The sequence below is a fragment of the Phocaeicola plebeius DSM 17135 genome (assembly GCF_000187895.1).
Taxonomy (GTDB): Bacteria; Bacteroidota; Bacteroidia; order Bacteroidales; family Bacteroidaceae; genus Phocaeicola; species Phocaeicola plebeius.
In genome coordinates, this window is record NZ_DS990132.1 from 1 (window position 1) to 23,546 (window position 23,546).

19 protein-coding genes and 1 pseudogene are annotated in these 23,546 nt (G+C 44.0%); 15 read left to right on the plus strand and 5 right to left on the minus strand.

The genetic code is table 11. The features are described from left to right. Positions 1 to 421, plus strand: a pseudogene (locus BACPLE_RS12155) (alpha-amylase); the annotation flags it as partial. Positions 422 to 490: 69 nt separating this feature from the next. Here BACPLE_RS12155 and BACPLE_RS12160 read toward each other — a convergent pair. Both BACPLE_RS12160 and BACPLE_RS12165 read right to left on the minus strand, forming a co-directional pair. Further along, entirely contained in the window at positions 491 to 1,963 is a 1,473-nt protein-coding gene (locus tag BACPLE_RS12160) for a DUF4270 domain-containing protein (RefSeq protein ID WP_007562341.1), read from the minus strand. A gap of 28 nt (positions 1,964 to 1,991) precedes the next feature. Continuing rightward, positions 1,992 to 2,807, minus strand: coding sequence for a glycogen/starch synthase (locus BACPLE_RS12165; protein WP_007562342.1), 816 nt, complete (start codon positions 2,805 to 2,807; stop codon positions 1,992 to 1,994). A gap of 257 nt (positions 2,808 to 3,064) precedes the next feature. Here BACPLE_RS12165 and panC point away from each other — a divergent pair, with 257 nt between their 5' ends. Next, on the plus strand, positions 3,065 to 3,910 hold the full coding sequence (gene panC, locus BACPLE_RS12170) for a pantoate--beta-alanine ligase (RefSeq protein WP_007562344.1): 846 nt from the start codon (positions 3,065 to 3,067) through the stop codon (positions 3,908 to 3,910). Positions 3,911 to 3,916: 6 nt separating this feature from the next. Next, positions 3,917 to 4,267 (plus strand): aspartate 1-decarboxylase, encoded by a 351-nt coding sequence (gene panD, locus BACPLE_RS12175; RefSeq protein WP_040313152.1) that lies wholly within the window; start codon positions 3,917 to 3,919, stop codon positions 4,265 to 4,267. A gap of 230 nt (positions 4,268 to 4,497) precedes the next feature. On the opposite strand, the gene BACPLE_RS12180 is transcribed toward panD, so the two are convergent. Then, positions 4,498 to 5,862, minus strand: coding sequence for a TrpB-like pyridoxal phosphate-dependent enzyme (locus BACPLE_RS12180; protein WP_007562347.1), 1,365 nt, complete (start codon positions 5,860 to 5,862; stop codon positions 4,498 to 4,500). A gap of 184 nt (positions 5,863 to 6,046) precedes the next feature. On the opposite strand from BACPLE_RS12180, the gene BACPLE_RS12185 reads away from it, so the two are divergent. Then, a complete protein-coding gene (locus BACPLE_RS12185; protein ID WP_007562350.1) occupies positions 6,047 to 7,876 on the plus strand; it encodes a TrkH family potassium uptake protein in 1,830 nt (609 codons plus the stop codon). 3 nt (positions 7,877 to 7,879) lie between these two features. Beyond that, entirely contained in the window at positions 7,880 to 8,569 is a 690-nt protein-coding gene (locus BACPLE_RS12190) for a potassium channel family protein (protein WP_007562353.1), read from the plus strand. Positions 8,570 to 8,577: 8 nt separating this feature from the next. Here BACPLE_RS12190 and mltG read toward each other — a convergent pair whose 3' ends face one another. After that, a complete protein-coding gene (mltG, locus tag BACPLE_RS12195) occupies positions 8,578 to 9,603 on the minus strand; it encodes an endolytic transglycosylase MltG (RefSeq protein WP_007562355.1) in 1,026 nt (341 codons plus the stop codon). A gap of 209 nt (positions 9,604 to 9,812) precedes the next feature. Here mltG and BACPLE_RS12200 point away from each other — a divergent pair, with 209 nt between their 5' ends. The 6 genes from BACPLE_RS12200 (at position 9,813) to pstB (ending at position 16,220) form a co-directional block, all read left to right on the plus strand. Further along, the gene (locus tag BACPLE_RS12200; protein ID WP_007562359.1) at positions 9,813 to 11,351 is read left to right on the plus strand and encodes an alpha-N-arabinofuranosidase; all 1,539 of its coding nucleotides are present in this window, start codon (positions 9,813 to 9,815) and stop codon (positions 11,349 to 11,351) included. 238 nt (positions 11,352 to 11,589) lie between these two features. Next, positions 11,590 to 12,591, plus strand: coding sequence for a hypothetical protein (locus BACPLE_RS12205; RefSeq protein WP_185150570.1), 1,002 nt, complete (start codon positions 11,590 to 11,592; stop codon positions 12,589 to 12,591). A gap of 47 nt (positions 12,592 to 12,638) precedes the next feature. Next, the gene (gene pstS, locus BACPLE_RS12210; protein WP_040313108.1) at positions 12,639 to 13,697 is read left to right on the plus strand and encodes a phosphate ABC transporter substrate-binding protein PstS; all 1,059 of its coding nucleotides are present in this window, start codon (positions 12,639 to 12,641) and stop codon (positions 13,695 to 13,697) included. A 15-nt stretch (positions 13,698 to 13,712) separates the two neighbouring features. Further along, complete coding sequence (gene pstC / locus BACPLE_RS12215) at positions 13,713 to 14,570, plus strand: phosphate ABC transporter permease subunit PstC (RefSeq protein WP_007562365.1); 858 nt, start codon at positions 13,713 to 13,715, stop codon at positions 14,568 to 14,570. A gap of 22 nt (positions 14,571 to 14,592) precedes the next feature. Beyond that, on the plus strand, positions 14,593 to 15,462 hold the full coding sequence (pstA, locus tag BACPLE_RS12220; RefSeq protein ID WP_007562367.1) for a phosphate ABC transporter permease PstA: 870 nt from the start codon (positions 14,593 to 14,595) through the stop codon (positions 15,460 to 15,462). Beyond that, positions 15,450 to 16,220, plus strand: coding sequence for a phosphate ABC transporter ATP-binding protein PstB (gene pstB, locus BACPLE_RS12225; RefSeq protein WP_007562369.1), 771 nt, complete (start codon positions 15,450 to 15,452; stop codon positions 16,218 to 16,220). The genes pstA and pstB overlap by 13 nt, the downstream gene beginning before the upstream one ends. A gap of 82 nt (positions 16,221 to 16,302) precedes the next feature. Here pstB and BACPLE_RS12230 read toward each other — a convergent pair whose 3' ends face one another. After that, complete coding sequence (locus tag BACPLE_RS12230; protein WP_040313111.1) at positions 16,303 to 17,208, minus strand: PfkB family carbohydrate kinase; 906 nt, start codon at positions 17,206 to 17,208, stop codon at positions 16,303 to 16,305. A 263-nt stretch (positions 17,209 to 17,471) separates the two neighbouring features. On the opposite strand from BACPLE_RS12230, the gene BACPLE_RS12235 reads away from it, so the two are divergent. The 4 genes from BACPLE_RS12235 (at position 17,472) to BACPLE_RS12250 (ending at position 23,542) form a co-directional block, all read left to right on the plus strand. Next, positions 17,472 to 18,779 (plus strand): inositol-3-phosphate synthase, encoded by a 1,308-nt coding sequence (locus BACPLE_RS12235; protein WP_007562374.1) that lies wholly within the window; start codon positions 17,472 to 17,474, stop codon positions 18,777 to 18,779. Between the two features lie 210 nt (positions 18,780 to 18,989). Beyond that, the gene (locus BACPLE_RS12240) at positions 18,990 to 21,629 is read left to right on the plus strand and encodes a DUF5686 and carboxypeptidase-like regulatory domain-containing protein (protein ID WP_040313154.1); all 2,640 of its coding nucleotides are present in this window, start codon (positions 18,990 to 18,992) and stop codon (positions 21,627 to 21,629) included. A 73-nt stretch (positions 21,630 to 21,702) separates the two neighbouring features. Further along, a complete protein-coding gene (locus BACPLE_RS12245) occupies positions 21,703 to 23,022 on the plus strand; it encodes a sigma-54 interaction domain-containing protein (RefSeq protein ID WP_007562377.1) in 1,320 nt (439 codons plus the stop codon). Beyond that, positions 23,009 to 23,542 carry an LptE family protein gene (locus BACPLE_RS12250; RefSeq protein WP_007562379.1) on the plus strand — a complete coding sequence of 178 codons (534 nt, stop codon included), beginning with the start codon at positions 23,009 to 23,011 and terminating at the stop codon, positions 23,540 to 23,542. Before BACPLE_RS12245 ends, BACPLE_RS12250 begins: the two co-directional genes overlap by 14 nt. Positions 23,543 to 23,546: the final 4 nt, after the last annotated feature.

Consider the following 23,546-nt stretch of genomic DNA (forward strand, 5'->3'; position numbering starts at 1 on the left):
ACATCGCCACTGTGGTGGATTCCGTGTACACTTGTGCTCTGACCGTAGAATCAAACAGGATTGGGATTATCTGCAGGCAAGCAATAACTTCCGTTTCATGACTACCAAGCAAATGGGCGTATCGTTGGATCGTGGTATTTATGATTCACCGTATGATGCTTTCACAAATTACATGAATATCCTTGGTGACTTTATTGCTCGTGTAAATTCATTGTATCCGGTAGATATGGAAGATGAAGAATTGAATTCTTTGTTGACAACCATACGTAATCAGGAAGAAGAGCTGGTACAATTGAATGATCAGGTAAAGCGTTTACAGGCCTTGGTTAAGGAACAATCAGAGAAAGAAAAGGCTCCTGCTAAAAAAGCTCCTGCCAAGAAAACAACTGCTGCCAAGAAGACTACTACAGCTAAGAAGTAAAGCTTGAGATAGAGGCATAAAAAAAATCCGGAAGTTTTTACTTCCGGATTTTTTTATATTCTTATTTCTTTATTTATTGAATTTCGGTTTGGTATAGATAACTTCCATCTTGATTTTTTCTCCTTCTTCGCCACCTATGAGTTTGGCTGAGTTCACTTCCAGGTCGTGCGACAAACCGATGGTGTTTCCTTGAGAGTCTGTTTCGGTTTTTACCGGAATCAATACCATGGTATTGTATTTATCCCATCCTTCAGCCGGCTCTTCTTTGGTTCTCATATCGCTGAAAATCTGGCTGATCAAGCGGTTCACCTGTGAGAATGAATAGGAATTGGTTGTGCTGCTGTAAGAGCCTAAGAAGGTTGTTTTGCTATCGTAATTCTTTCTTTGCTCAAAGAAATCGTTTACTTCATTCTTACGAATAAGCAGCAGATACTGTGGCGTTCCCATTTTGTAAGGATTATTCTCTGAGTTTTCGCTCACATTCTTGTACTTAGTAAATGACATAGAAACGGAGTTCAAAGTATCATTACCCAATGCCTCATACATTTCCTGTAAGGGTAGTTCTACCTCCGTGCAAAGTCCGGCAGGAGTTTTTAAATAGGTATGAGCTTTTTCTTCAGCAAGTCTGTTTAACGCATCTTCAGAATTGTCCAGACGCGTAGACATAAATACTTCGTTAGTTGCCGCAAAAGGAATTGAAGTATAAACGGTGGAGTCAACAACACCAGTAGAAGGTCTTTCAACCAAATATTCAACCTTCATGCGCAACCAGATATCTCCAATGTATAGAATTGAACCTTCTCCTCCTGTGTTGTGTACATAAAATCCGTGCAATACATTATGGATAAAAGCATTGGCATCTTTGAAGTTGTTCTTGTCTTCTTTATATTTTGCTAACAAGTATTCACTGAATGTACCAGTCTTTTGCTCGTCTCCAATATTCCATGTACTCTTTTTATCCAAGTCGATAACCAGAGGGGGATAATATCCGTTGGCACTTTTGATGGAGTCTATTTCAGCATCTGTCCATGAGTTGTCACGAACGGCATATTCTTGCTCAGCCAAAGGTAATCCGTTGGCATTGTAGAAATCTTCAGGCTTATAGGACGTATAATATAAATCTAAATCTTCTCCATTGTCATCAATTGCTTTTTTCAATACGTCCACTCTCACTTTCATCGGAGCTAAAGAATCACCAAAGAAACTGGCATACGATAATTCCAATGTAGTTGCCACAATTTTTTGAGTGGTTTCCGGAAATTCAAAATCTTCCGTGCAATTGATTTGTGTGATAAAATCGGTGGTATACGTTCCGAAATCCGGATCGGTGAATTTGCCCAAGTATGCGCTACTTGTACGGGAGAATACTCCGTTCGGGTTCAGGTCTGTATATTTCAGGGTTTTGGTAGTGGCCTCAAAAGTTTGAGCCGATGCAGTAATTTCATCTGCATCTGCCACGAATTCACCGACACCTGTAGTGGTATCATCACAACTGTAGAGTGTGGCTGCAAGTCCGATTGCTGCCAAGAACTTAAGTTTCATTTTCGTCCTTTTTTATGTGTGTTCATATTTATTCGGAAACGAACACCTTGTCATAGAATGCGTCGCACGCATCTGCATAGGCATCGCCCGAAGCGTATTCAAGCACCGGAATGTTCAGGCTTCGTGCGTAGTCGAGTACATTCTGGTTTACAGTTTCGTCATTTTGGATTACTCCGTCAGAGTAGGCTACTGCCAGCTTGCAGAGTTCTTCGTAGTTTGCCGGCGACTTCATCATGCTGACATCTTCTGGGGTCACTTCCTTGAACAGTACTTGTTCAGCAAAGTTAGGAGCCAGATTTGAATTAAATCCTTCCTGATAGAGAGAGAATATCACTTTTGAGTCGCGGAAAGAAGGTTCATCGTAATAAGCCTTCTTAATATAAAGAGGAACCATCGCACTCATCCAGCCATGACAGTGAATCACATCCGGACACCAGCGCAGTTTCTTGACAGTTTCCAGCACACCACGGGCATAGAAGATGGCACGTTCGCCATTGTCTTCGTATTCCTTTCCGTTTTCATCGCATGTCATCTGGCGATGCTGGAAATAATCATCATTATCAATGAAGTACACTTGTCTGCGTGCAGCCTGAATGGATGCCACCTTGATAATCAGCGGATGATCCGTGTCGTCAATAATCAGATTCATTCCAGACAGACGGATTACTTCATGCAATTGGTTTCTGCGTTCGTTCACGATGCCCCATTTCGGCATGAATGTTCTGATTTCGCGGCCTTTGTCTTGTATGGCTTGCGGTAAATTCTGGCCGATTAATGCCAGGTTACTTTCGGGTACGTAGGGAGTAATTTCTTGTGTAATGAATAAAACTTTTTTCGCGCTCATTGTATTATAGTTGCTCTTAACGACTGGCAAAGATACAAAAAATACACCAATGAAGCGAACCGACAGCCGTTTATAAATCCTTATAGTATGTTAATGTATTGATAAACAGAGTGCTATAATGGTGTTTGTTCTACCCTCCAAATAGGATAAATTCGCTAAAAGCCAAAAGAATTTTCCGTTTCCGTTTCTTTATGTGCTAAATAAATAGTTACTTTGCAGCCGTTTTCTGAATTTATGATTAAAAACAGGAATAAGAGATGAAGTTAATTCAAACTATCAGTGAGCTTCGCGCCGAACTCGATGCTTTCCGTAAAGAAGGAAAGACTATCGGTCTGGTTCCGACGATGGGAGCTTTGCATGCGGGACACGCTTCGTTGGTGAATCGTGCCGTAGCTGAGAATGATGTAGTGGTAGTCAGTGATTTTGTGAACCCTACACAGTTTAACGACCAGAATGACCTTTTAAAATATCCGCGCACACTGGAGGCGGATTGTGCCTTATTGGAGAAATGTGGAGCCACGTTGGTTTTTGCTCCTTCTGTAGAAGAAGTTTATCCTGAACCCGATACCCGTCAGTTCAGCTATGCGCCGCTGGATACGGTAATGGAAGGAAAATACCGTCCGGGACATTTCAACGGAGTTTGTCAGATTGTCAGCAAATTATTTTTGATGGTGGAACCTGACCGTGCTTATTTTGGTGAAAAGGATTTCCAGCAGCTGGCCATTATCCGTGAAATGGTACGCAAGTATCCTTTTAACATCCAGATTGTAGGATGTCCGATTGTACGTGAAGAAGACGGTCTGGCATTGAGCAGTCGTAATGCGCGTCTTACGGCAGAGCAGCGGAAGGAAGCCTTGCAGATTTCGAAGGCATTGTTTGCCAGTGTAGATTTCAGCAAGTCACGTGTTTTGCTTGAAACCAAGCAGTTTGTAGAAGACTGTATCCGTCGTGCACCGGGATTGGAACTGGAGTATTTCGAGATTGTGGATGGCAATACACTTCAGCCCGTGAAAGCATGGGACGAAAGCAATTACATTGTAGGTTGTATTACGGTATATTGCGGTGAAGTACGTCTGATTGATAACATTAAATATAAAGGATAACGGATGATGATGATTGAAGTGTTGAAGTCGAAGCTTCATTGCGTAACGGTGACAGAAGCGAACCTGAACTACATGGGCAGCATTACGATTGATGAAGATTTGATGGATGCGGCCAACATGATTGCCGGTGAGAAGGTACAGATTGTGGACAATAACAACGGTGAACGTTTTGAAACCTATATCATTAAGGGTGAACGTGGCTCAGGTTGTATTTGTCTGAACGGAGCAGCAGCCCGCAAGGTGCAGGTGGGCGATGTGGTGATTATCATGTCGTATGCCTTGATGGACTTTGAGGAAGCCAAGACTTTCAAGCCGACCGTGGTATTCCCGGATACAGCAACAAATCGTCTGTTGTAATTGAATTAGATAAGTTGATGAAATAAATAAAGGGTGCTGGAGGAAGATGAGAAATCTCTTTCCGGCACCCTTCGTTTTGGTATATTCTAAACGTTTTTCGCTTACGAAAAAACGCAAGTACGTTTGTACTAAAATGCCTTTGCATTTGAATCAAAACGTACTTGCGTTTAGGATAAAACGTCTTTGTGTTTTCTTTCAAACGTACTTGCGTTTTGGGAGCGTGTCAAAAATTATACTTGAGGCACGTCCTGCAAGCTGTTTGCTATGTCTTCTTCGCTCAGTGAATAGTTGGTCAGGTTGCCCGACAGGTACTGGTCGTACGCACTCATGTCTATCAGACCATGGCCGGACAAGTTGAACAGAATTACTTTTTCTTCACCTGTTTCCTTGCATTTTTCTGCTTCCTGAATAGCAGCAGCAATAGCATGGCAAGATTCCGGAGCTGGAATGATACCTTCAGCGCGGGCAAACAGACAGCCGGCCTTAAATGTGTCAAGCTGCTGTATGTCTACCGCTTCCATCAAATTGTCTTTCAGCAGCTGAGAAACGATGACCCCTGCACCGTGGTAGCGCAGACCACCGGCATGGATATTGGCAGGTGTAAAGTTGTGTCCTAAGGTAAACATCGGCAGCAGCGGGGTGTAGCCGGCTTCATCACCGAAGTCATATTCAAATTTACCTCTGGTCAGTTTGGGGCAAGATGCCGGTTCGGCTGCGATATAACGTGTCTTCTTTCCTTCCAGAATGGTGTGACGCATGAACGGGAAACAGATTCCACCGAAGTTGGAACCTCCTCCGAAGCATCCGATAATCATGTCTGGATATTCACCAGCCATTTCCATCTGCTTTTCAGCTTCCAGACCGATAACAGTCTGGTGCAGGGTTACGTGGCTCAGCACGGACCCCAGTGTATATTTACAGTTCGGCGTGGTGCGTGCCAATTCGATAGCTTCCGAGATGGCAGTACCCAGTGAACCCTGATGGTTCGGATATTTGGTCAGGATATTTTTTCCGGCACGGGTAGACATGGAAGGAGAAGGAGTTACCTGTGCGCCGAAAGTCTGCATGATGCTGCGGCGATAAGGCTTCTGTTCGTAGCTGATTTTTACCTGATATACGGCAGCTTCCAGTCCGAACACCTTGGCGGCATACGACAAGGCAGCTCCCCATTGTCCGGCACCCGTTTCAGTGGTAATGTTCGTCACCCCTTCTTGTTTGCAGTAGTAAGCCTGTGCCAGTGCAGAGTTCAATTTGTGTGAGCCGATAGGGCTGACACTTTCATTCTTGAAATAGATGTGTGCCGGTGTGCCCAGTGCTTTCTCCAGTCCGTAAGCACGAACCAGCGGGGTACTGCGGTAGTATTTGTACATTTCCCGTACTTCTTCCGGGATTTCAATCCACGCATCAGTCTGGTTCAGTTCCTGATGGCAGAGTTCCTTGGCGAAGATAGGGTAGAGGTCTTCCGGTTTTAGCGGTTCTTTTGTAGCCGGGTTCAGTGGAGGCATGGGTTTGTTGACCATGTCGGCTTGAATGTTATACCAGTATTTTGGTATTTCATCTTCAGGTAAGATGAATCTTTTCTGTCTATTACTCATAATTGCTTACTATTTTTAAGTTTTCGTCAAAAATATGGAAATAAATGATAACAAACAACTCATTTTGCTTTTTTTCTTATCTGTTTTCTTACTGAATAGAATCTGGTAACAGATTTCTCCTTTCTTTGTCGCATAAGTATATGGATTTTTCCATACATTTGTAAATACATTCATTCACTATAGTATGGATTATTGGGAACGACTTTTTTTATATAATAAGAAACTGCTTATGCCGCGTGTAAACCAGTTGCTTAACTGGGTGATGGGGATTAATTTTCTGTGCGGCATTGTCTTTTTACTGACCATTGTGTATGAATATGGTTTCCGGATTTCAGCTTCAGAGCATCATCTGATACATACACTGTATCATACGGTATGGGTCATCTTTTTAGTTACAACTACGATACAGATTGTCTTTCGTCAGGAAGATTCCTCGTTTAAGTTTACTCCGTGGACATGGATTCTTACCATACTGCTTTATCTGACCTTGCTTCCTGTGGTATTCAAAAAGCCGGAGGAAACGACTGGGGTATATTGGGTATGGGTGTTCTTTCATCATGCTTATTATAAGGGAACTATCCTGGTGCTGCTTTCCTTCTCCCAGCTTTCGGGCATCCTGGTGCGCTTGCTGGGCAAACGTACCAATCCGTCGTTGATTCTGGCAGGCAGTTTTCTGGTGTTTATTTTGTTGGGTACCGGACTGCTGATGCTTCCTCGGGCCACTTACCATGGTATTTCGTTTATGGATGCCCTGTTTACAGCTACGAGTGCGACGTGTGTCACAGGGCTTGTCACTGTAGATGTGCCTTCCACCTTTACGCTGGAAGGACAAATCCTGATTATTCTCCTGATTCAGATAGGCGGACTCGGGGTGATGACGCTGACAAGTTTCTTCGCCATGTTTTTCATGGGAAATACCTCGCTTTATAATCAGCTGATGGTGGGCGACATGATTAGTTCCAATTCCTTGAATTCGCTATTGTCTACCTTATTATATATATTGGGCTTTACGCTGGCAATAGAAGGAGTTGGTATGGCTGTTATCTGGCTAAGTGTGCACGGCACGTTGGGGATGACCTTGCAGGAAGAACTCTTCTTCTCGGCTTTCCATTCCGTGTCAGCCTTTTGTAATGCAGGTTTTTCCACTTTGCCCAGTGGAATGGGCAATCCGGCCGTCATGCAGGGACATAATCTGCTTTACATCACTTTGGGATTGCTGATTGCACTGGGAGGAATCGGATTCCCGATATTGGTGAATTTGTACGAAACGGTGGCGTATTACCTGCAAGCCGGAAAGTTCTGGCTGTTGCGTCGTTCTGGAAGATTCCGGAAAAAAGTACATCTGTATAATTTGAATACGAAGATTGTGCTGGTGGCTACTGTCTTTCTTTTAATAGGTGGTACATTGGCCATTGCTGCCCTGGAGTGGAACCATTCTTTTGCAGGCATGCCGGTGGCAGACAAGTGGGTGCATGCTTTCTTTAATTCCTCTTGTCCGCGAACTGCCGGTTTTGCCAGTGTGGGGCTGACCTCCTTGTCTACACAAACCTTGTTGCTCATGGTGGTGCTGATGATGATAGGAGGGGGCACGCAGTCTACGGCCGGTGGTGTAAAGGTCAACGTATTTGCGGTGGTCTTGATTAATTTGTGGGCTGTGGTTCGCGGGGCCGACCGTGTGGCAATTTTACGTCGGGAACTGTCGCACGATTCTATCCGCCGTTCGAATGCCGCATTGATTTTGTATTTGTTTATGACTTTTCTGGCTATCTTTTTGTTAAGCATATTGGAACCGGAAGCTGGATTGCTGGCCATTACTTTCGAATGTGTTTCGGCATTGAGTACCGTCGGTTCCAGCCTTGACCTGACACCGACCTTGGGCAATAGCAGCAAGTTGCTGGTGATTCTGCTGATGTATATTGGTCGTGTCGGTGCATTTACCTTGCTCACCGGTCTGGTACGCCAGGAGAAGAAACGCAATTACAGGTATCCGAGTGATAACATTATCATCAACTGATGTATGAAATATTTGATTATTGGTTTAGGACATTATGGGGCCACATTGGCCATGGAGCTGACTGCCATGGGGCATGAAGTGGTAGGTGCAGACGGAAACGGATTACACGTAGACAGTGTGAAGGACCGCATGGCAGCTTCGTTTGTGCTCGACGCGACGGATGAAATGGCACTTTCCGTGCTTCCGCTGAAGAGTGTGGATGCGGTAATCGTAGCCATAGGCGATAACTTTGGTGCTTCGGTCCGGATTGTGTCGTTGCTTAAAAAACTGAAGGTGAAGCGGATTTATGCACGGGCGGTAGACGAGGTACACAAGGGTGTGCTCGAAGCCTTTTCGATAGACCGTATTCTGACACCGGAACAGGATGCGGCACGTTTGCTGGCACAGCAGTTGGAGCTGGATGGCGGGGCTGAATTTTTCCAGATAGACGGCAATACCTACGTGTTCAAGCTGGAAATTCCTGAGAAACTGGTAGGCTATCACATTAATGAGCTGAATCTGGAACAGGAATTCGGTCTGAAACTGATTTCTCTGGTACAGGGCAAACAGGTGAAAAACTTCCTGGGTATATCTGTCTTTGAGAAAGAAGTGGCCAATACGTTCCCTGAGGATTATGCACTCCAGAAAGGTGACGGACTGGTGTGCTACGGCTCTTATTCCAGCTTTATGCAATTTTGGAAATCAGTCCGTTAGTCCATTTCCTAACGGATGTTTCTCTTGTTCAGTGCCTGCTGGTAACGGCGGGCATTGGCCTGATGCTCAGCAAAGGTAGCGGCGAAATTGTGCGTGCCCGAGAAATCTTCTTTGGCGCACATGTAGAGGTAATCATGCTGTGCATGATTCAATACGCTTTCTATTCCCTGAATGGAAGCAATGCGGATAGGGCCGGGAGGAAGCCCTGCGTGCTTGTAAGTGTTGTAAGGACTTTCTACCTCCAGGTGTTTGTGCAGAATACGTCGCAGTCCGAATTCTTGCAGGCTGAATTTGATGGTCGGATCGGCCTGAAGTGGCATTCCCGCTTGTAGACGGTTCAGATAGAGTTCTGCCACCATCGGCATCTCACTCTTGTTGGCTGTTTCTTCTTCCACGATGGAGGCCAGTGTGCTGACTTCTACCGGAGTCAGTCCGCAGGCTTGGGCTTTGTCCTTTCGTTCCTGTGTCCAGAAACGTTCATATTCTTTTTTCATTCGTTGGATAAAGGCTTTTGCATCCGTATTCCAATAGGCTTCATACGTGTTCGGGATGAACAGCGCAGGCATCGTTTCAAGACTAAAACCTAATGAAGCACAGAAAGCACTGTCACCGACAAGTCGGGCAAACTCCGTAGAATCGGGCATGAGTTGACGGTCCAGCGAGCGTGTCAGACGTGCCAGGGTCCGCACACTGGGGATAACCACTTTGACCGGAGTCTGATGTCCACTGCTCAGGCGGCGGAATAAGGTCAGTGTATTGATGGATGCATCAAACCGATAGGCTCCGGTATGAATTTGCTGGTCGTATTTTTTGAGACGAGCCAGCATTTTGAATCCTGTCATATGCGTGGCATTCAAATCTCTTTGAAGTTTGACGTACACAGAGTCGGCTGTATCGTCTCCATCTATATAAATAAAGGTGGCTTTCTCTATGCGGAGAGGGTGATTGAACAGCAAGGAAATAGTGCTGATTGCTCCTCCTAAAATTAGAATTGTGACAAGGGCACAAATAATGATTGTCTTTTTTGATTTCATCTGGTTTTAAATTTGGGCGTAAAAGTAGTAAGAAAACTTTATTTCTGCGGCAGTGAAGCGTCAGAATCTGATAAGGATGGATGTACATTTCATGTAATTTTATGTAGAATGGTCAAATCTCCTCCTGAAAAATGTCAAATGTACACCCATTACATGGAAAATATTCCTACATTTGTAAAGTGTGAAATAAACAAGTAAAATCAATAAGTATGAAAAATGCAATTCTAGGGTTGGCTTTTTGTGCCGCAATGCCTTTATGCGCTCAGCAGAAGGCCACAGTGACTGTTCATCCGGAGCAGGGAAAACAAATCATCAATAAGGAAATTTATGGTCAGTTTGCCGAACACCTCGGTACATGTATCTATGGAGGTCTTTGGGTAGGAGAAGATTCTTCCATACCTAATATTAAAGGTTATCGTAAAGATGTGTTCGAAGCATTGAAAGACTTGAAAGTGCCTGTACTCCGCTGGCCGGGAGGATGCTTTGCCGATGAATACCATTGGATGGACGGTATCGGTCCTCGTGAAAAACGTCCGCGTATGGTCAACAACAACTGGGGAGGAACCGTAGAAGATAACAGCTTCGGAACACACGAATTCCTGAACTTGTGTGAAATGCTGGGCTGTGAACCCTACATCAGCGGAAACGTAGGTAGCGGTAGCGTGGAAGAAATGGCCAAGTGGGTAGAATATATGACTTCTGAACAAGGAAGCCCGATGGCAAAATTGCGTCTGGAAAACGGACGTGAAAAACCGTGGAAAGTAAAATACTTCGGAGTGGGAAATGAAAGCTGGGGATGCGGAGGTAGCATGCGTCCGGAATACTATGCCGATTTGTATCGCCGTTATTCTACTTATTGCCGTAACTACGATGGCAACCGCTTGTTCAAGATTGCCAGCGGTGCCAGCGATTATGACTATAACTGGACTGAAGTGTTGATGAAAAACGTAGGTCATCGCATGGACGGACTTTCTCTGCACTATTATACTGTGCTTGGATGGAGTGGAAGCAAAGGTTCTGCTACGAAGTTCAACGACGAAGATTATTATTGGACGATGGGAAAATGCCGCGAAATTGAAGATGTGCTCAAGCGTCACATTGCCATTATGGACAAATATGACCCGAAAAAGCAGATTGGCTTGATGGTAGACGAATGGGGAACCTGGTGGGATGAAGAACCGGGTACTATCAGCGGTCATCTTTACCAGCAGAATACCTTGCGCGATGCCTTCGTGGCTTCTTTGAGTCTGGATATCTTCCATAAATATACCGACCGAGTTAAAATGACCAACATTGCTCAGGTGGTAAATGTATTGCAGTCTATGATTCTGACCAAAGAAGACAAGATGGTGCTGACTCCGACTTACTATGTGTTCAAGATGTATAACGTACATCAGGATGCCACTTATCTGCCGCTCGATTTGCAGTGCGAACGTAAGATTGTACGCGACAACCGTATCGTACCGATGGTAAGTGCGACTGCTTCACGTGATAAATCAGGAGCTATTCATGTGTCACTTTCTAACGTAGATCTGGAAGAGTCACAGGAAATCACATTGACGTTGGGTGATGTAAAGGCTAAATCGGTAAGCGGACAGATTCTGACATCTGAAAAGATTGACGATTACAATACGTTTGAACAGCCTGACCTGGTGAAATTGGCCGACTTCAAAGGCGCTAAATTGACAAAGAATGGACTTGTAGTGAAATTGCCTGCAAAATCAATTGTTACATTGGAAATTAAATAGTATATTGCAGAATCTTCTTTGTTTGTAGAAAAGAAGAATTTGTAAATGCCATATAATCAGTAAAGTATCGCTTTCTGAAAATCAACCGTCCGTTAACGGATTTTGATTTCAGAAAGCGATATTTTTATTTTGTAATATGAATGTAACAGGATGTTACATTTTCTTTAAGCGTATGACATCTGTTTGTAACACTAATATGAGACCTTTGTGGTGTCAAAAAAATGAGTCTATAGGAAAAATGAAAACAAAGAAAAGAATTTTATGTCTGTTAAGCATCTGGATGTGCACTATGGGTGCTGCCTTTGCAGATGGAGCACCTGAAGAACGGGCTCCGGGTGAGAAAAAAGGAGATGCCATCATTACCATATTTTCGGATGCGCATTCTGGTTTTGGTTCTGTCAATGATGACAGAGGGTTTAATCTGGACCGTGCCTATATTGGCTATCAGTATGCTTTGCCTCACGGATTGCAGTTGAAGGCAGTACTTGATTTCGGTCAGTCAAAAGATGTAAACGACCATCAGCGCATCGGATATGTGAAAAATGCACAGATTACCTGGAAGCAAAACGGCTGGACGCTGAATGCCGGATTAATCACTACGACTCAATTTAAGGTTCAGGAAGATTTCTGGGGAAAACGTTACGTGATGAAATCTTTCCAGGATGAATATAAGTTCGGCAGCAGTGCGGACTTGGGAGTTTCAGTAGCCTATAAATTTAACAAGGTGGTTTCGGCCGATGTGATTGTGGCCAACGGAGAAGGATATAAAAAAGTACAGGTGAAAGACGGTTTGCAATATGGTGCCGGCGTGACACTGACTCCGGTTGAGGGCCTGACGGTACGTGCATACGGTTCGTATAATGAATCAGTAGAAGAAGGGGAAAAAGGTATTACGAATCTGGCTGCTTTTGTCGGATATAAGCATACAGCCTTCTCGGTGGCAGCGGAATACAACTACCAGACCAACACGAAATATGTGCCTGATTGTGATCAGGATGGTTTTTCGGTTTATGCGTCTGCACAGTTAAGCAAGAAAATAAGTCTGTTCGGCCGTTGGGACCTGCTTTCTTCAGAGAAAGACTGGAACAAGGATGCGGACGGTATGGCCGGAATGGTAGGTGCCGAATTTAAATTGGGCAAATACATCAAGTTAGCTCCTAACTTCCGGTTGTGGTCGCCGAAAACAGAAGGCGGCAAGAGAGCCAGTTATGTATACCTGAATGCTTCGTTTGCGATTTAACTCAATGAATAACATAGATTTGTAACTTATATTAAATGTATAACACAATGAAAAAGTTTTATTTGCCTTTAATTGCTGGAGCGATGGCTTTGTCGTTTGCAGCGTGTGGTGGACAGAAATCAGCTAATGGTCGTGAATCAGTAGAACTGACAGGTGCAGGTGCTACATTCCCATTGCCATTTTATAATATGTCTTTCGAAAACTACAATGCAACTTCTGGTGACAAGATTTCTTACGGTGGTATTGGTAGTGGCGGTGGTGTCCGCAACTTGAAAGACGGTATCGTAGACTTTGCAGGTAGCGATGCTTTCTTGAGCGACAAGGAAATGGCTGAAATGCAGCCGGTGGTACACATCCCGACTTGTATGGGAGCTGTCGTAATGGCTTACAACTTGCCGGATGTAGTTAAACTGAATCTTTCTGGTGACGTGATTGCCGATATTTATGCAGGTAAGATTACAGACTGGAACGATGCACGTTTGCAGAAACTGAATCCGGATGTACAGTTGCCGGCAAAGAAAATCATTCTGGCATACCGTTCAGATGGTAGTGGAACAACTTTCATCTTTACAGACTATCTGTCAAAAGTAAGTGAAAACTGGAAAAACACTTACGGTGCAGGTAAAACCGTGGATTTCCCGGTCGGACAGGCAGCCAAAGGTAATCCGGGCGTAGCAGGAATTATCGCACAGACTCCTTATTCATTAGGATATATCGGTTCTGAATATGCTTTTGCTCAGAAGATTCCTTACGCAAGCGTATATAACAAGCGTGGTGAGCTGGTAGTACCTTCTACTGAAAGTATTTCAGCAGCTGCCGGTGACATTCCTCAGGATACTCGTTGTTCAATTACCGATGCGGATGCAGCAGGAGCTTATCCTATCAGCTGCTTCACCTGGTTGCTGATTTACAAGGAACAGCACTATGCAGACCGTTCTATGGAACAGGCAAAAGCTACTTTGGATTTGATGCAATATATGTTGAGCGACAGCGTGCAGCAGACTACTGCTACCGTACACTATGCACCGCTGCCTAAGAAGGCTATCGAACAGAGCCTTCAGAACCTGAAAGCTGTGACATACGATGGACAGCCGATTCTTAAATAAATAAGACAATAAGTTATGCAAGACAAACTGTTTAAAGTCTTACTTATCTTATCGGCTATTGTGATACCGGTCATTGGTGGGGGAATTATTTACTCCCTCACCGTTGACGCTTCCGGCGCTTTCGAGGAGTTTGGATTCTGGCATTTTATCTTCTCTGACGACTGGGTGACTACTGCCGGTAAAGAAAGTTATGGCGCTCTTCCTTTTATTACGGGTACACTGCTTACTACAGCACTGGCGTTGCTGATGTGTATTCCCTTTTCACTTCCTGTCGCACTGTTTACCGGTGAGTATTTCCGTGGAAAGAAAATTGCGGCCGTTCTGGGTACGGTGATTGATTTGCTGGCAGGTATTCCTTCCATTATCTATGGCTTGTGGGGCTTCTATGTACTTCGTACTGTGTTCATGCACTTGAACCTGTCTCCGCAGGGTTCCGGTATTCTGACTGCAGCGTTTGTGCTGGCCATCATGATTGTGCCGTATGCTGCTTCCTTGAGTGCCGAATTCATCAAGATGGTACCTTCCGACCTGAAAGAAGGAGCTTATGCCATGGGGGCTACGCGTGCAGAGGTAATTAAGAGAGTGATATTCCCGATGGCGGGTTCCGGTATCTTTTCTGCCTATATTCTGGCTATCGGACGTGCGCTGGGTGAAACGATGACAGTGACCATGCTGATTGGAAATACCAACCAGATGCCGGACACACTGCGTACCACGGGTAATACTATGGCCAGTATCATTGCAAACCAGTTTGGTGAAGCAGACGGTCTGAAACTGTCCTCATTGATTGCCATCGGTTTGTTGCTGTTCCTGATTACGGCCATCATTAATATTATCGGAAAGATTTTGATTCGTCGTGCCCGTCACGTGTAATCTGCTAAAAAGATTTGTGCTTATGTTATATGGAAATAATATTAAGATACGTATCCTGAAAAGCCGCTTGCTTTATATTCTGGTTTGCGTATTGTCGGGTGTGACAGCGATTCCTTTGCTGGCGATTTTGGGAGAAGTATTGATCAAGGGTTGGAAACAGTTAGGCTGGTCGTTTCTCACCGAGGCTACTCCGAATGCCTATAAGGCGATGATGGCTGCTTCTGCCGGAGAAGCAATTCCGGGGGGAATTGCAAACGGAATTATCGGAACCTTCCTGATGCTTTTGCTGGCTGCTGTAGTCGCTATCCCGGTAGGAATTTTATGTGGTATCTGTCTATCAGAATACAGAAAAAGCTGGTTTGCTGTGTTTGTCAGCTACCTGACCGACTTGCTTCAGGGTACTCCTTCCATTATTATCGGTATTATTACTTACATCTGGGTAGTTGTCCCGATGAAAGGTTATTCGGCTATTGCAGGAAGTGTGGCATTGTTTATCATGATGCTTCCGCTGATTATCCGTTCAACGGAAGAAACCATGAAGGTGCTTCCGGAAACCTTGAAAGAGGCCGGACTGGCATTGGGAGGTAGTTACTGGAGAGTAATGCTGAAAGTGATGGTGCCTTCTGCATTGGGCAGTATCTTTACCGGTATTTTGCTGGCCATCTCTCGTGTAGTCGGTGAAACAGCTCCGTTGATGTTTACTGCTCTGGGTGGAGCCGCTATCAGCTGGAACATGACCAAGCCTATGTCGGCTGTTCCTTTGCTTATCTGGGAGTTCTTCAACGACCCGAACTTGCAGAGCCTGATATGGGGAGCTTCTTTGTTCCTGTTGACTTTTGTGTTATGTCTGAATTTATTAGCTAAACGAATTGCAAAGAAATGGAAAATATAAAGGATCCGATTCTTCAAATAAAAGATGTGTGTATATCATATACCAGCGACGTAATGGCTGTAAAGCATGTGTCGGCTGATATTGAAAAAAATACGATTACGGCCATCATGGGGCCTTCTGGATGTGGAAAGAGTACGCTGCTGCGTGCCGTGAACCGCATGCATGAGTTGTACAAGAATATCCGTGTGACGGGAGAAATTTTACTGAATGGTGAAAATGTGCTTCAGATGCACCCGATGGAAGAACGTCGTCGCATCGGTATGGTGTTCCAGCGTCCGAATCCGTTCCCGACCATGAATATTTACGACAATGTGTTGGCCGGATATATCCTGAACGGTATTCATCTGTCAAAATCACAGAAAGATGAGATTGTAGAACGTAACTTGCGCAACGTATGTCTGTGGGATGAAGTGAAGGACTCGCTGACAAAGCGTGGTACTTTCCTCTCTGGCGGACAGCAGCAGCGCTTATGTATTGCACGTTCTTTGGCACTTCAGCCGGATATATTGCTTATGGATGAGCCTACTTCAGCTCTTGACCCGATTGCTACCAAGCACATTGAGGGATTGATGGACCAGCTGAAAAAAGAGGTGACCATCCTGATTGTGACTCACAATATGTCACAGGCCATGCGTATCTCCGACCGTTCCATGTTCATGTATATGGGTGAACTGATAGAGTATGACAATACGGAGAAAATGTTTAAAGATCCGGCAGATGAACGTACAAGAGCTTATCTGACAGGAAAGATGGGGTAACTGTCAGGGATGACAGGTAAAAAAAGGGGGCAGGCTGAAATCAGCAGGCCCCCTTGATTGTTATTTGTATGAAAAATTTGGGTTATTGGGCAACTAGTACTTCCGGCTTTTGTTTGTTGCTTTTCAAGATATGCCATACTTCTTCTTCTGTTCCGGAAAAAGGACCGGATTTCTCCAGCTTGATAGTAGACATGGCAGCTGCGAAACATCCTGCTTCTGCGTATGAAGCTCCTTTGTTTCGCATATAAAGATAACCAAGTACGTAGGTATCACCGCATCCGGTGGCATCTACTACTTCTTTAGGAGCGTATGCCGGAATCTTATAGAACTTTCCTTCTGCATAAATAAGTGAGCCAAGGCTTCCTAAAGTCAGCAGGACTTCTTTCACACCCCATTGAGCCAGTTGCTTTGCTGCTTTTTCAGGGTCTTTGAATCCCGTCAGCACTTCAGCTTCATGTTCATTGACTTTCAAAATATCAATGTATTTCAGGGCTTTTTTCTTTTCATGCCAGTCTACAGGGAATACGTGCTCACCTTCCACTTTCCGGAGATAGCCTTGTGCGTCGACAGCCAATGTACCTTTCTGAGCCAACTCCTTTACTACTTCAAGTGGAAAGTCATCCGCCAGCAAACTTCCTAAATGGAAGATGTGTGCATTTTCATCTTTTAAAGCATCTGCAGTGAAAGGGTCAGCCTTAGCCAATACACGCTGGGAACGGTTGTCCTGATTCTCTTCGTATGTATTTTCAAAATATACGGTGTGACGGCTTGGCAGGACTTCTACTTGAAGCCCTTCTTTTCTCATTTCTTCAATAATGCCATATTCACTAGGAGCCACAGCAGTAACCAGCTTGTAGTTTTTGAAATCTTTCAGTCTGCGTATACCGTGTGAAAAGTAGTAAGAAGTGCCTCCCGGCATGTAAGTCGTTTGTTTTGGAGTTACAATTTTGTCTAATGTAATGTGTCCAATGCAACAAATATCATTCATGTAGTTGAGTATTTCTTTAAATGCGTCTGCAAAGATACGCATTATTTTACTCTCTGATAAGTCGGTTAATGGCTTTTTCTTCTGAATTTATGGCTTATTTTTACTTATTAGCAAATAAAAAAGCTCATAAAAGCTTTATTGAATCAAACAAAGTCTTAACTTTGAACAGTTTGTTCCTGCTCTTTGGGATAGATTTTTGAAAAAGACTGAGTTCCAAAGGCAAGAATTAATGTAAAGTTACTAGGAGAAAAAGAAATTTAGAAATGGAAAAAATGAATGTAAAGCCCGCAGAAGGTAAGCTGGGCGTATTGTGTGTTGGTTTGGGAGCTGTGGCTACCACGTTTATGACAGGGGTTTTAATGACTCGTAAAGGATTGGCAAAGCCAGTGGGCTCAATGACGCAGTATGATAAGATTCGTGTAGGACGTGGAGATGCAAAGAAATATTTGCATTATAATGAAATTGTGCCGATGGCCAAACTGGATGACATTGTTTTTGGTGCATGGGATGTATATCCGGCTAATGCGTATGAGTCGGCTATCAACTGCGAGGTGTTGCGTGAAAAGGATATCAATCCGGTGAAAGATGAACTGGAAAAGATTGTGCCGATGAAGGCCGCTTTTGACCGTAACTACGCCAAACGCCTGGATGGAAACAATGTGAAGGATTGTGCTACCCGTTGGGATATGGTGGAACAGTTGAGAGAAGACATTCGTAAATTCAAGGCAGACAACAACTGTGCACGTATCGTTGTGCTTTGGGCTGCTTCTACTGAAATTTACGTACCGGTTTGTGAAAGTGTACATGGCACTTTGGCTGCGTTGGAGAACGCAATGAAGCAGGATGACCGCGAACACATTGCTCCTTCTATGTGTTATGCATACGCTGCTTTGGCCGAAGGAGCTCCTTTCATCATGGGTGCGCCGAATACCACTGTGGATATTCCGGCGATGTGGGAAATGGCAGAACAGACTAAGATGCCGATTGCCGGTAAGGATTTCAAGACGGGACAGACTTTGGTGAAGTCTGGTTTTGCGCCGATTATCGGTACACGTTGTCTGGGACTGTCAGGCTGGTTCTCTACCAATATCTTGGGAAATCGTGACGGTCTTGTGCTGGATGAACCGGCTAACTTCCATACAAAAGAAGTGAGCAAGCTTTCTACACTGGAATCTATTCTGGTGCCTGAAAATCAGCCGGACTTGTATTCTGATTATTATCACAAGGTACGTATCAACTATTATCCGCCTCGCAATGACAACAAGGAAGGCTGGGATAATATTGATATTTTCGGCTGGATGGGCTATCCGATGCAGATTAAGATTAACTTCTTGTGCAGGGATTCTATTTTGGCCGCTCCGTTGTGTCTGGATTTGGTATTGTTGAGCGACTTGGCTGCACGTGCCGGACGTTATGGAACACAACGCTTCTTGAGCTTCTTCCTGAAGAGCCCGATGCATGATTATACAGAAGGGGAAGTTCCGGTGAATCATTTGTTCCAGCAATATGTCATGCTGAAGAATGCTTTGCGTGAGATGGGAGGATATGAAGCTGACGAAGAAATTGACTAAGGCTTAATGTCTTTTTTGTAAAAAATAAAACCGGCAATGGAGAGCGCTCCATTGCCGGTTTTTTCGTAGGTGAGAGAAGAAATTATATTCTATTATTCATAAAAAAAGGTAAGAATATCGTTTTTCGGGGAGTGAAATTTGTAAGAGATTATTTCACTCTGTATTTTTACAAACTTGATAAGCTGGACTATTAAGGTGTTAATGAGATATATGATAAAAAGATTGCTTTTTTTAATCGTGTTGTGTCTGGGAGTTGTGAAACTTTCTGCGCAAATCAGTGGAGTTGTTACAGACTCTGAAACGGGTGACCCTATCCCTTATTTGAATGTATATTATGATGGAAAAGGGGTGGGAACTATTACAGATATAGATGGTAAATATTCAATAGCTGCTCATACCGGATGGAATAAATTGACTTTTTCCATGGTGGGTTATGGTACGGAGGTACGTGATGTGTCTGCCAAGACGAAGATATTGAATGTCAAAATGAAGCCCGACTTGGTGCTGGATGAGGTCGTGGTGAAGCCCAAGAAGGAAAAATATTCTCGAAAGAATAATCCGGCAGTGGAAATGATGAAGAAAGTTATTGCAGCCAAGAAACTGAATGATTTGGGTGTGAATGATTTTTATCATTATAATAAGTATCAGAAGATTACATTCTCTTTAAATAATATTACAACCGACTCGTTGCGTGAATCGAACCTGTTTAAGAAGTATCCTTTCTTCCGTGACCAGGTGGAGCAGTGTAGTGTGACGGGTAAGAATATTCTGCCTATTTCGGTGGACGAGACGGTGACAGAAAAATTGTACCGGAAAAATCCCCACGATGAAAAGACAATTGTAAAAGGTATTAACTCTACGGGAGTCAATGAACTGTTTAATACGGGCGATATGCTGTCGACTGTATTGAAAGATGTGTTCCAGGATATTAATATTTATCAGGACCGCTTCCGTTTCCTTCAGTACCCGTTCGATAGTCCGATTTCGAATGCGGGTATCAATTTCTATAAGTATTACATCATGGATACGGTGATGGTGGACAAGGAAAAATGTTTCCACTTGACTTTCGTGCCCAACAACTCACAGGATTTCGGTTTTACCGGTCATTTGTATATCCTTGCGGATTCTACTTTCCGTGTGAATAAATGTATCATGAATCTTCCGAAGAAGACCGATATAAACTTTGTGGATAACATGATTATTGAACAGAAGTTCGGTCAGTTGTCTACGGGAGAATGGGTGCTGATGGAAGATGACATGCTGTGTGAATTGTCTTATTTGAAGAAAATTTTGGGCTCTTTTCAGGTAAGGCGTACCACGCGATATTCTGATTTTGGGTTTGACGAGATTCCAGCCAAGATTTTCAAAAAGAAGGGAGATGAGATAAAGGATGTCAATGCCATGATGCGTGACGATTCTTTCTGGAAAGAATATCGTCCGACGGAGCTGACGAAGTCGGAGGATAATATGGGACAGTTCGTGGACAATTTGGCAAAGATTAAGGGATTCAAGTACATCATATTTGTGGCCAAGGCCTTTATCGAAAACTTTGTTGAAACAGGAGTGAAGGGAAGGCCCAGTAAGGTGGATATTGGTCCGATTAATACGATGATTTCAAGCAACTACATTGACGGGTTGCGTTTGAGAGCTTCTGCACAAACCACTGCGAACCTGAATCCTCATCTTTTTTTACGCGGATATTATGCGTATGGTTTTAAAGATGAGAAGTCTAAATACAAGGCTGAGGTGGAATATTCTTTTAACAAGAAGGAATACCTTCCCCGTGAGTATCCGATTAATTCGTTGACGCTGTCGTATTCGTACGATAATATGTTGCCGTCCGACAAGTTTATGGGAACCGACAAGGACAATGTGTTTACTTCGTTCAAGGTGACATCGGTCGATCAGTATAACTACGAGCGTACGGCCAGCGTGAAATATGAACTGGAGAAGGAAAGTGGCTTGAAAACAACCTTTATGCTGAAGCATACCAATCTGGAGGCTTGTGGAAAATTGTTTTATCGTACCATGGCGCAGGAAAATCAGTTGCAGCAGGATTTGGCATCGGGTGCACTGACGGGTACGGAATGGGTACATTCTCCTTATAATACGAAGGATTTTTCACTGGCTGAGGCTACGCTGGCTTTTCGTTATGCACCGGGAGAAACATTCATCAATACCAAGCAGCGCCGTTTGCCGGTCAATCTCGATGCACCGGTCTTTACCTTGCAGCATACGCTGGGATTGAAGGGTATCTTAGGTAGTGATTATACCTATAACATGACGGAAATGAGTCTCTACAAGCGCTGGTGGCTGAGTTCCTGGGGAAACATTGATACTTGTGTAAAAGGAGGTATCCAATGGAATAAGGTGCCTTTCCCCTTACTGATTATGCCGGCGGCCAACTTGTCTTATATTCTTCAGGACGAGACTTTCAGCTTGATTAATAATATGGAGTTTCTGAACGACCGTTATGCGTCGCTGGATGTATCATGGAATTTGCAGGGAAAAATCTTCAACCGTATTCCTCTTCTGAAGAAGCTGAAATGGCGTGAGTTTATCGGCGTGAAATGTTTGTGGGGTACACTTACCGACAAGAATAACCCGTTGCTCCCGCAGAATGCCAATGATACGGAACTGATGTTGTTCCCGGGACATTACGATGCAGCGGGCAATTATCATACCTCAAGCTATGTCATGGACCCCAAGAAGCCTTATGTGGAGATTAGTGCGGGTATTCATAACATTTTCAAGTTGCTCCATGTGGAATATGTACGTCGTTTGAATTATAATGAACTGCCTACTGCCAGCAAATGGGGCATACGCTTCATGATTCGTACCGTATTCTAAATTATACTTTTTGGAGTAAATGCATGTACGGGTTTCAAACTTTTTGTAAATTTGCCATATAATCGAAGACTATATGGTGAAATCAGAGATACAGAATGTAAAACTTCGTTTTGGCATCATAGGCAATTGTGAAGGGTTGAACCGTGCCATTGATGTGGCTATTCAGGTGGCTCCTACAGACTTGTCCGTGTTGGTGACGGGAGAAAGTGGAGTCGGTAAGGAAAGCTTCCCTCAGATAGTCCATCAGTTTAGCCGGAGAAAACACGGACCGTATATTGCGGTAAACTGTGGAGCGATTCCGGAGGGTACGATCGATTCCGAACTGTTTGGTCATGAGAAAGGGGCATTTACCGGTGCCATCAGCGACCGTAACGGGTATTTTGCTGAGGCTAATGGCGGTACTATCTTTCTGGATGAGGTGGGTGAACTTCCTCTTTCTACTCAGGCCCGTTTGCTTCGTGTGCTTGAAAGCGGAGAATATATAAAGGTCGGCTCTTCCAAAGTGCAGAAAACAGACGTCCGGATTGTGGCAGCGACGAATGTGGATTTTACAGAAGCTATAGCGAACGGACGTTTCCGTGAAGACTTGTACTATCGTCTGAATACGGTGCCTATTAAAGTGCCGGCACTGCGTGAACGTCCGGATGATATTCCTCTTTTGTTCCGTAAGTTTGCTGCAGATTTTGCCGAAAAATACCGTATGCCGGCTATTCAGTTGATGGAGGATGCCAAGCAGTTGCTCGTGTCGTATACCTGGCCGGGTAATATCCGTCAGTTGAAAAATATCACGGAACAAATCTCCATTATTGAAACCAACCGTGAGATTACTGCCGAAATTCTTCGGGGGTATTTGCCTGCTCAACCCGTGTCAAAATACCCGGCATTGCTGGGTGGCGTGAAGCCGCAAGGTGAAAAGGGTTTCCAGAGCGAGAGGGAGATACTTTATCAGGTGTTGTTCGATATGCGGAGGGATGTAACTGAATTGAAGAAACTAGTACATGACATCATGGCCGAACGTGCAGCTGGTGGAACGGTTACTGCTCCGTCGTCTATGCCAGTTCATTATATTCCTGAAACTCCGTCCAGCCTGATACAGCCTTCTGCAGTGGTGCTAAATCCTGCCGAAGAAGTGGGTAAGGTATCCAGCGTGACTCCAGTAACGAATGTGTCACAAGTAAATCCGAATGTGAAGGTTACGCATGCAGATGTGTCGGATGATGTGCAGGATACGGAAGAATACATTGAAGAGAATCTTTCACTGGATGAAGTGGAGAAGGAAATGATTCGTAAGGCATTGGAACGTCATCATGGAAAAAGAAAAAATGCAGCGAATGATTTGAAAATTTCAGAACGTACCCTTTATAGAAAAATCAAAGAATATGGACTTGAATAAAAAATATAGCAGACTGAGTAAATATTTTCTGGCCGTTTGTTTGTGTATCCTTACGGCATGTACGGTTTCGTATAAATTTAATGGATCTTCCATTAACTATGATAAGGTGAAGACAATCAGTTTCCAGAACTTTCCGAACCGCTCGGCTGCCTTTGTATGGGGACCGATGGAGTCGATGTTCAACACGGCTTTGCAGGATAAATATATGCAGCAGACTCGTCTGAAACAGGTTCGTCAGGGAGGTGACTTGGAATTGTCGGGTGAAATTACGAACTACGATGCTTACAATAAAGGAGTCGGTTCTGATGGTTATTCTACGATGGCAGAGTTGAGAATGACGGTAAATGTGAGATTTGTCAATAATACCAATCATGCGGAAGATATTTCGGACCAGCAGTTTACTGCCAGCCGTGAATACAATGCCAGCCAGCAGTTGTCGTCCGTGCAAGAAGAGCTTGTACAGCAGATGATTGACGAAATCGTGGAGCAGATATTTAATGCAACTGTAGCCAACTGGTAAGAGC

Excerpts from the sequence above, each read along its gene's own strand:
- BACPLE_RS12160 (WP_007562341.1), bottom strand. The coding sequence starts at position 1,963 with ATGAAACTTAAGTTCTTGGCAGCAATCGGACTTGCAGCCACACTCTAC.
- BACPLE_RS12165 (WP_007562342.1), bottom strand. The coding sequence starts at position 2,807 with ATGAGCGCGAAAAAAGTTTTATTCATTACACAAGAAATTACTCCCTAC.
- panC (WP_007562344.1), top strand. The coding sequence starts at position 3,065 with ATGAAGTTAATTCAAACTATCAGTGAGCTTCGCGCCGAACTCGATGCT.
- panD (WP_040313152.1), top strand. The coding sequence starts at position 3,917 with ATGATGATTGAAGTGTTGAAGTCGAAGCTTCATTGCGTAACGGTGACA.
- BACPLE_RS12180 (WP_007562347.1), bottom strand. The coding sequence starts at position 5,862 with ATGAGTAATAGACAGAAAAGATTCATCTTACCTGAAGATGAAATACCA.
- BACPLE_RS12185 (WP_007562350.1), top strand. The coding sequence starts at position 6,047 with ATGGATTATTGGGAACGACTTTTTTTATATAATAAGAAACTGCTTATG.
- BACPLE_RS12190 (WP_007562353.1), top strand. The coding sequence starts at position 7,880 with ATGAAATATTTGATTATTGGTTTAGGACATTATGGGGCCACATTGGCC.
- mltG (WP_007562355.1), bottom strand. The coding sequence starts at position 9,603 with ATGAAATCAAAAAAGACAATCATTATTTGTGCCCTTGTCACAATTCTA.
- BACPLE_RS12200 (WP_007562359.1), top strand. The coding sequence starts at position 9,813 with ATGAAAAATGCAATTCTAGGGTTGGCTTTTTGTGCCGCAATGCCTTTA.
- BACPLE_RS12205 (WP_185150570.1), top strand. The coding sequence starts at position 11,590 with ATGAAAACAAAGAAAAGAATTTTATGTCTGTTAAGCATCTGGATGTGC.
- pstS (WP_040313108.1), top strand. The coding sequence starts at position 12,639 with ATGAAAAAGTTTTATTTGCCTTTAATTGCTGGAGCGATGGCTTTGTCG.
- pstC (WP_007562365.1), top strand. The coding sequence starts at position 13,713 with ATGCAAGACAAACTGTTTAAAGTCTTACTTATCTTATCGGCTATTGTG.
- pstA (WP_007562367.1), top strand. The coding sequence starts at position 14,593 with ATGTTATATGGAAATAATATTAAGATACGTATCCTGAAAAGCCGCTTG.
- pstB (WP_007562369.1), top strand. The coding sequence starts at position 15,450 with ATGGAAAATATAAAGGATCCGATTCTTCAAATAAAAGATGTGTGTATA.
- BACPLE_RS12230 (WP_040313111.1), bottom strand. The coding sequence starts at position 17,208 with ATGAATGATATTTGTTGCATTGGACACATTACATTAGACAAAATTGTA.
- BACPLE_RS12235 (WP_007562374.1), top strand. The coding sequence starts at position 17,472 with ATGGAAAAAATGAATGTAAAGCCCGCAGAAGGTAAGCTGGGCGTATTG.
- BACPLE_RS12240 (WP_040313154.1), top strand. The coding sequence starts at position 18,990 with ATGATAAAAAGATTGCTTTTTTTAATCGTGTTGTGTCTGGGAGTTGTG.
- BACPLE_RS12245 (WP_007562377.1), top strand. The coding sequence starts at position 21,703 with ATGGTGAAATCAGAGATACAGAATGTAAAACTTCGTTTTGGCATCATA.
- BACPLE_RS12250 (WP_007562379.1), top strand. The coding sequence starts at position 23,009 with ATGGACTTGAATAAAAAATATAGCAGACTGAGTAAATATTTTCTGGCC.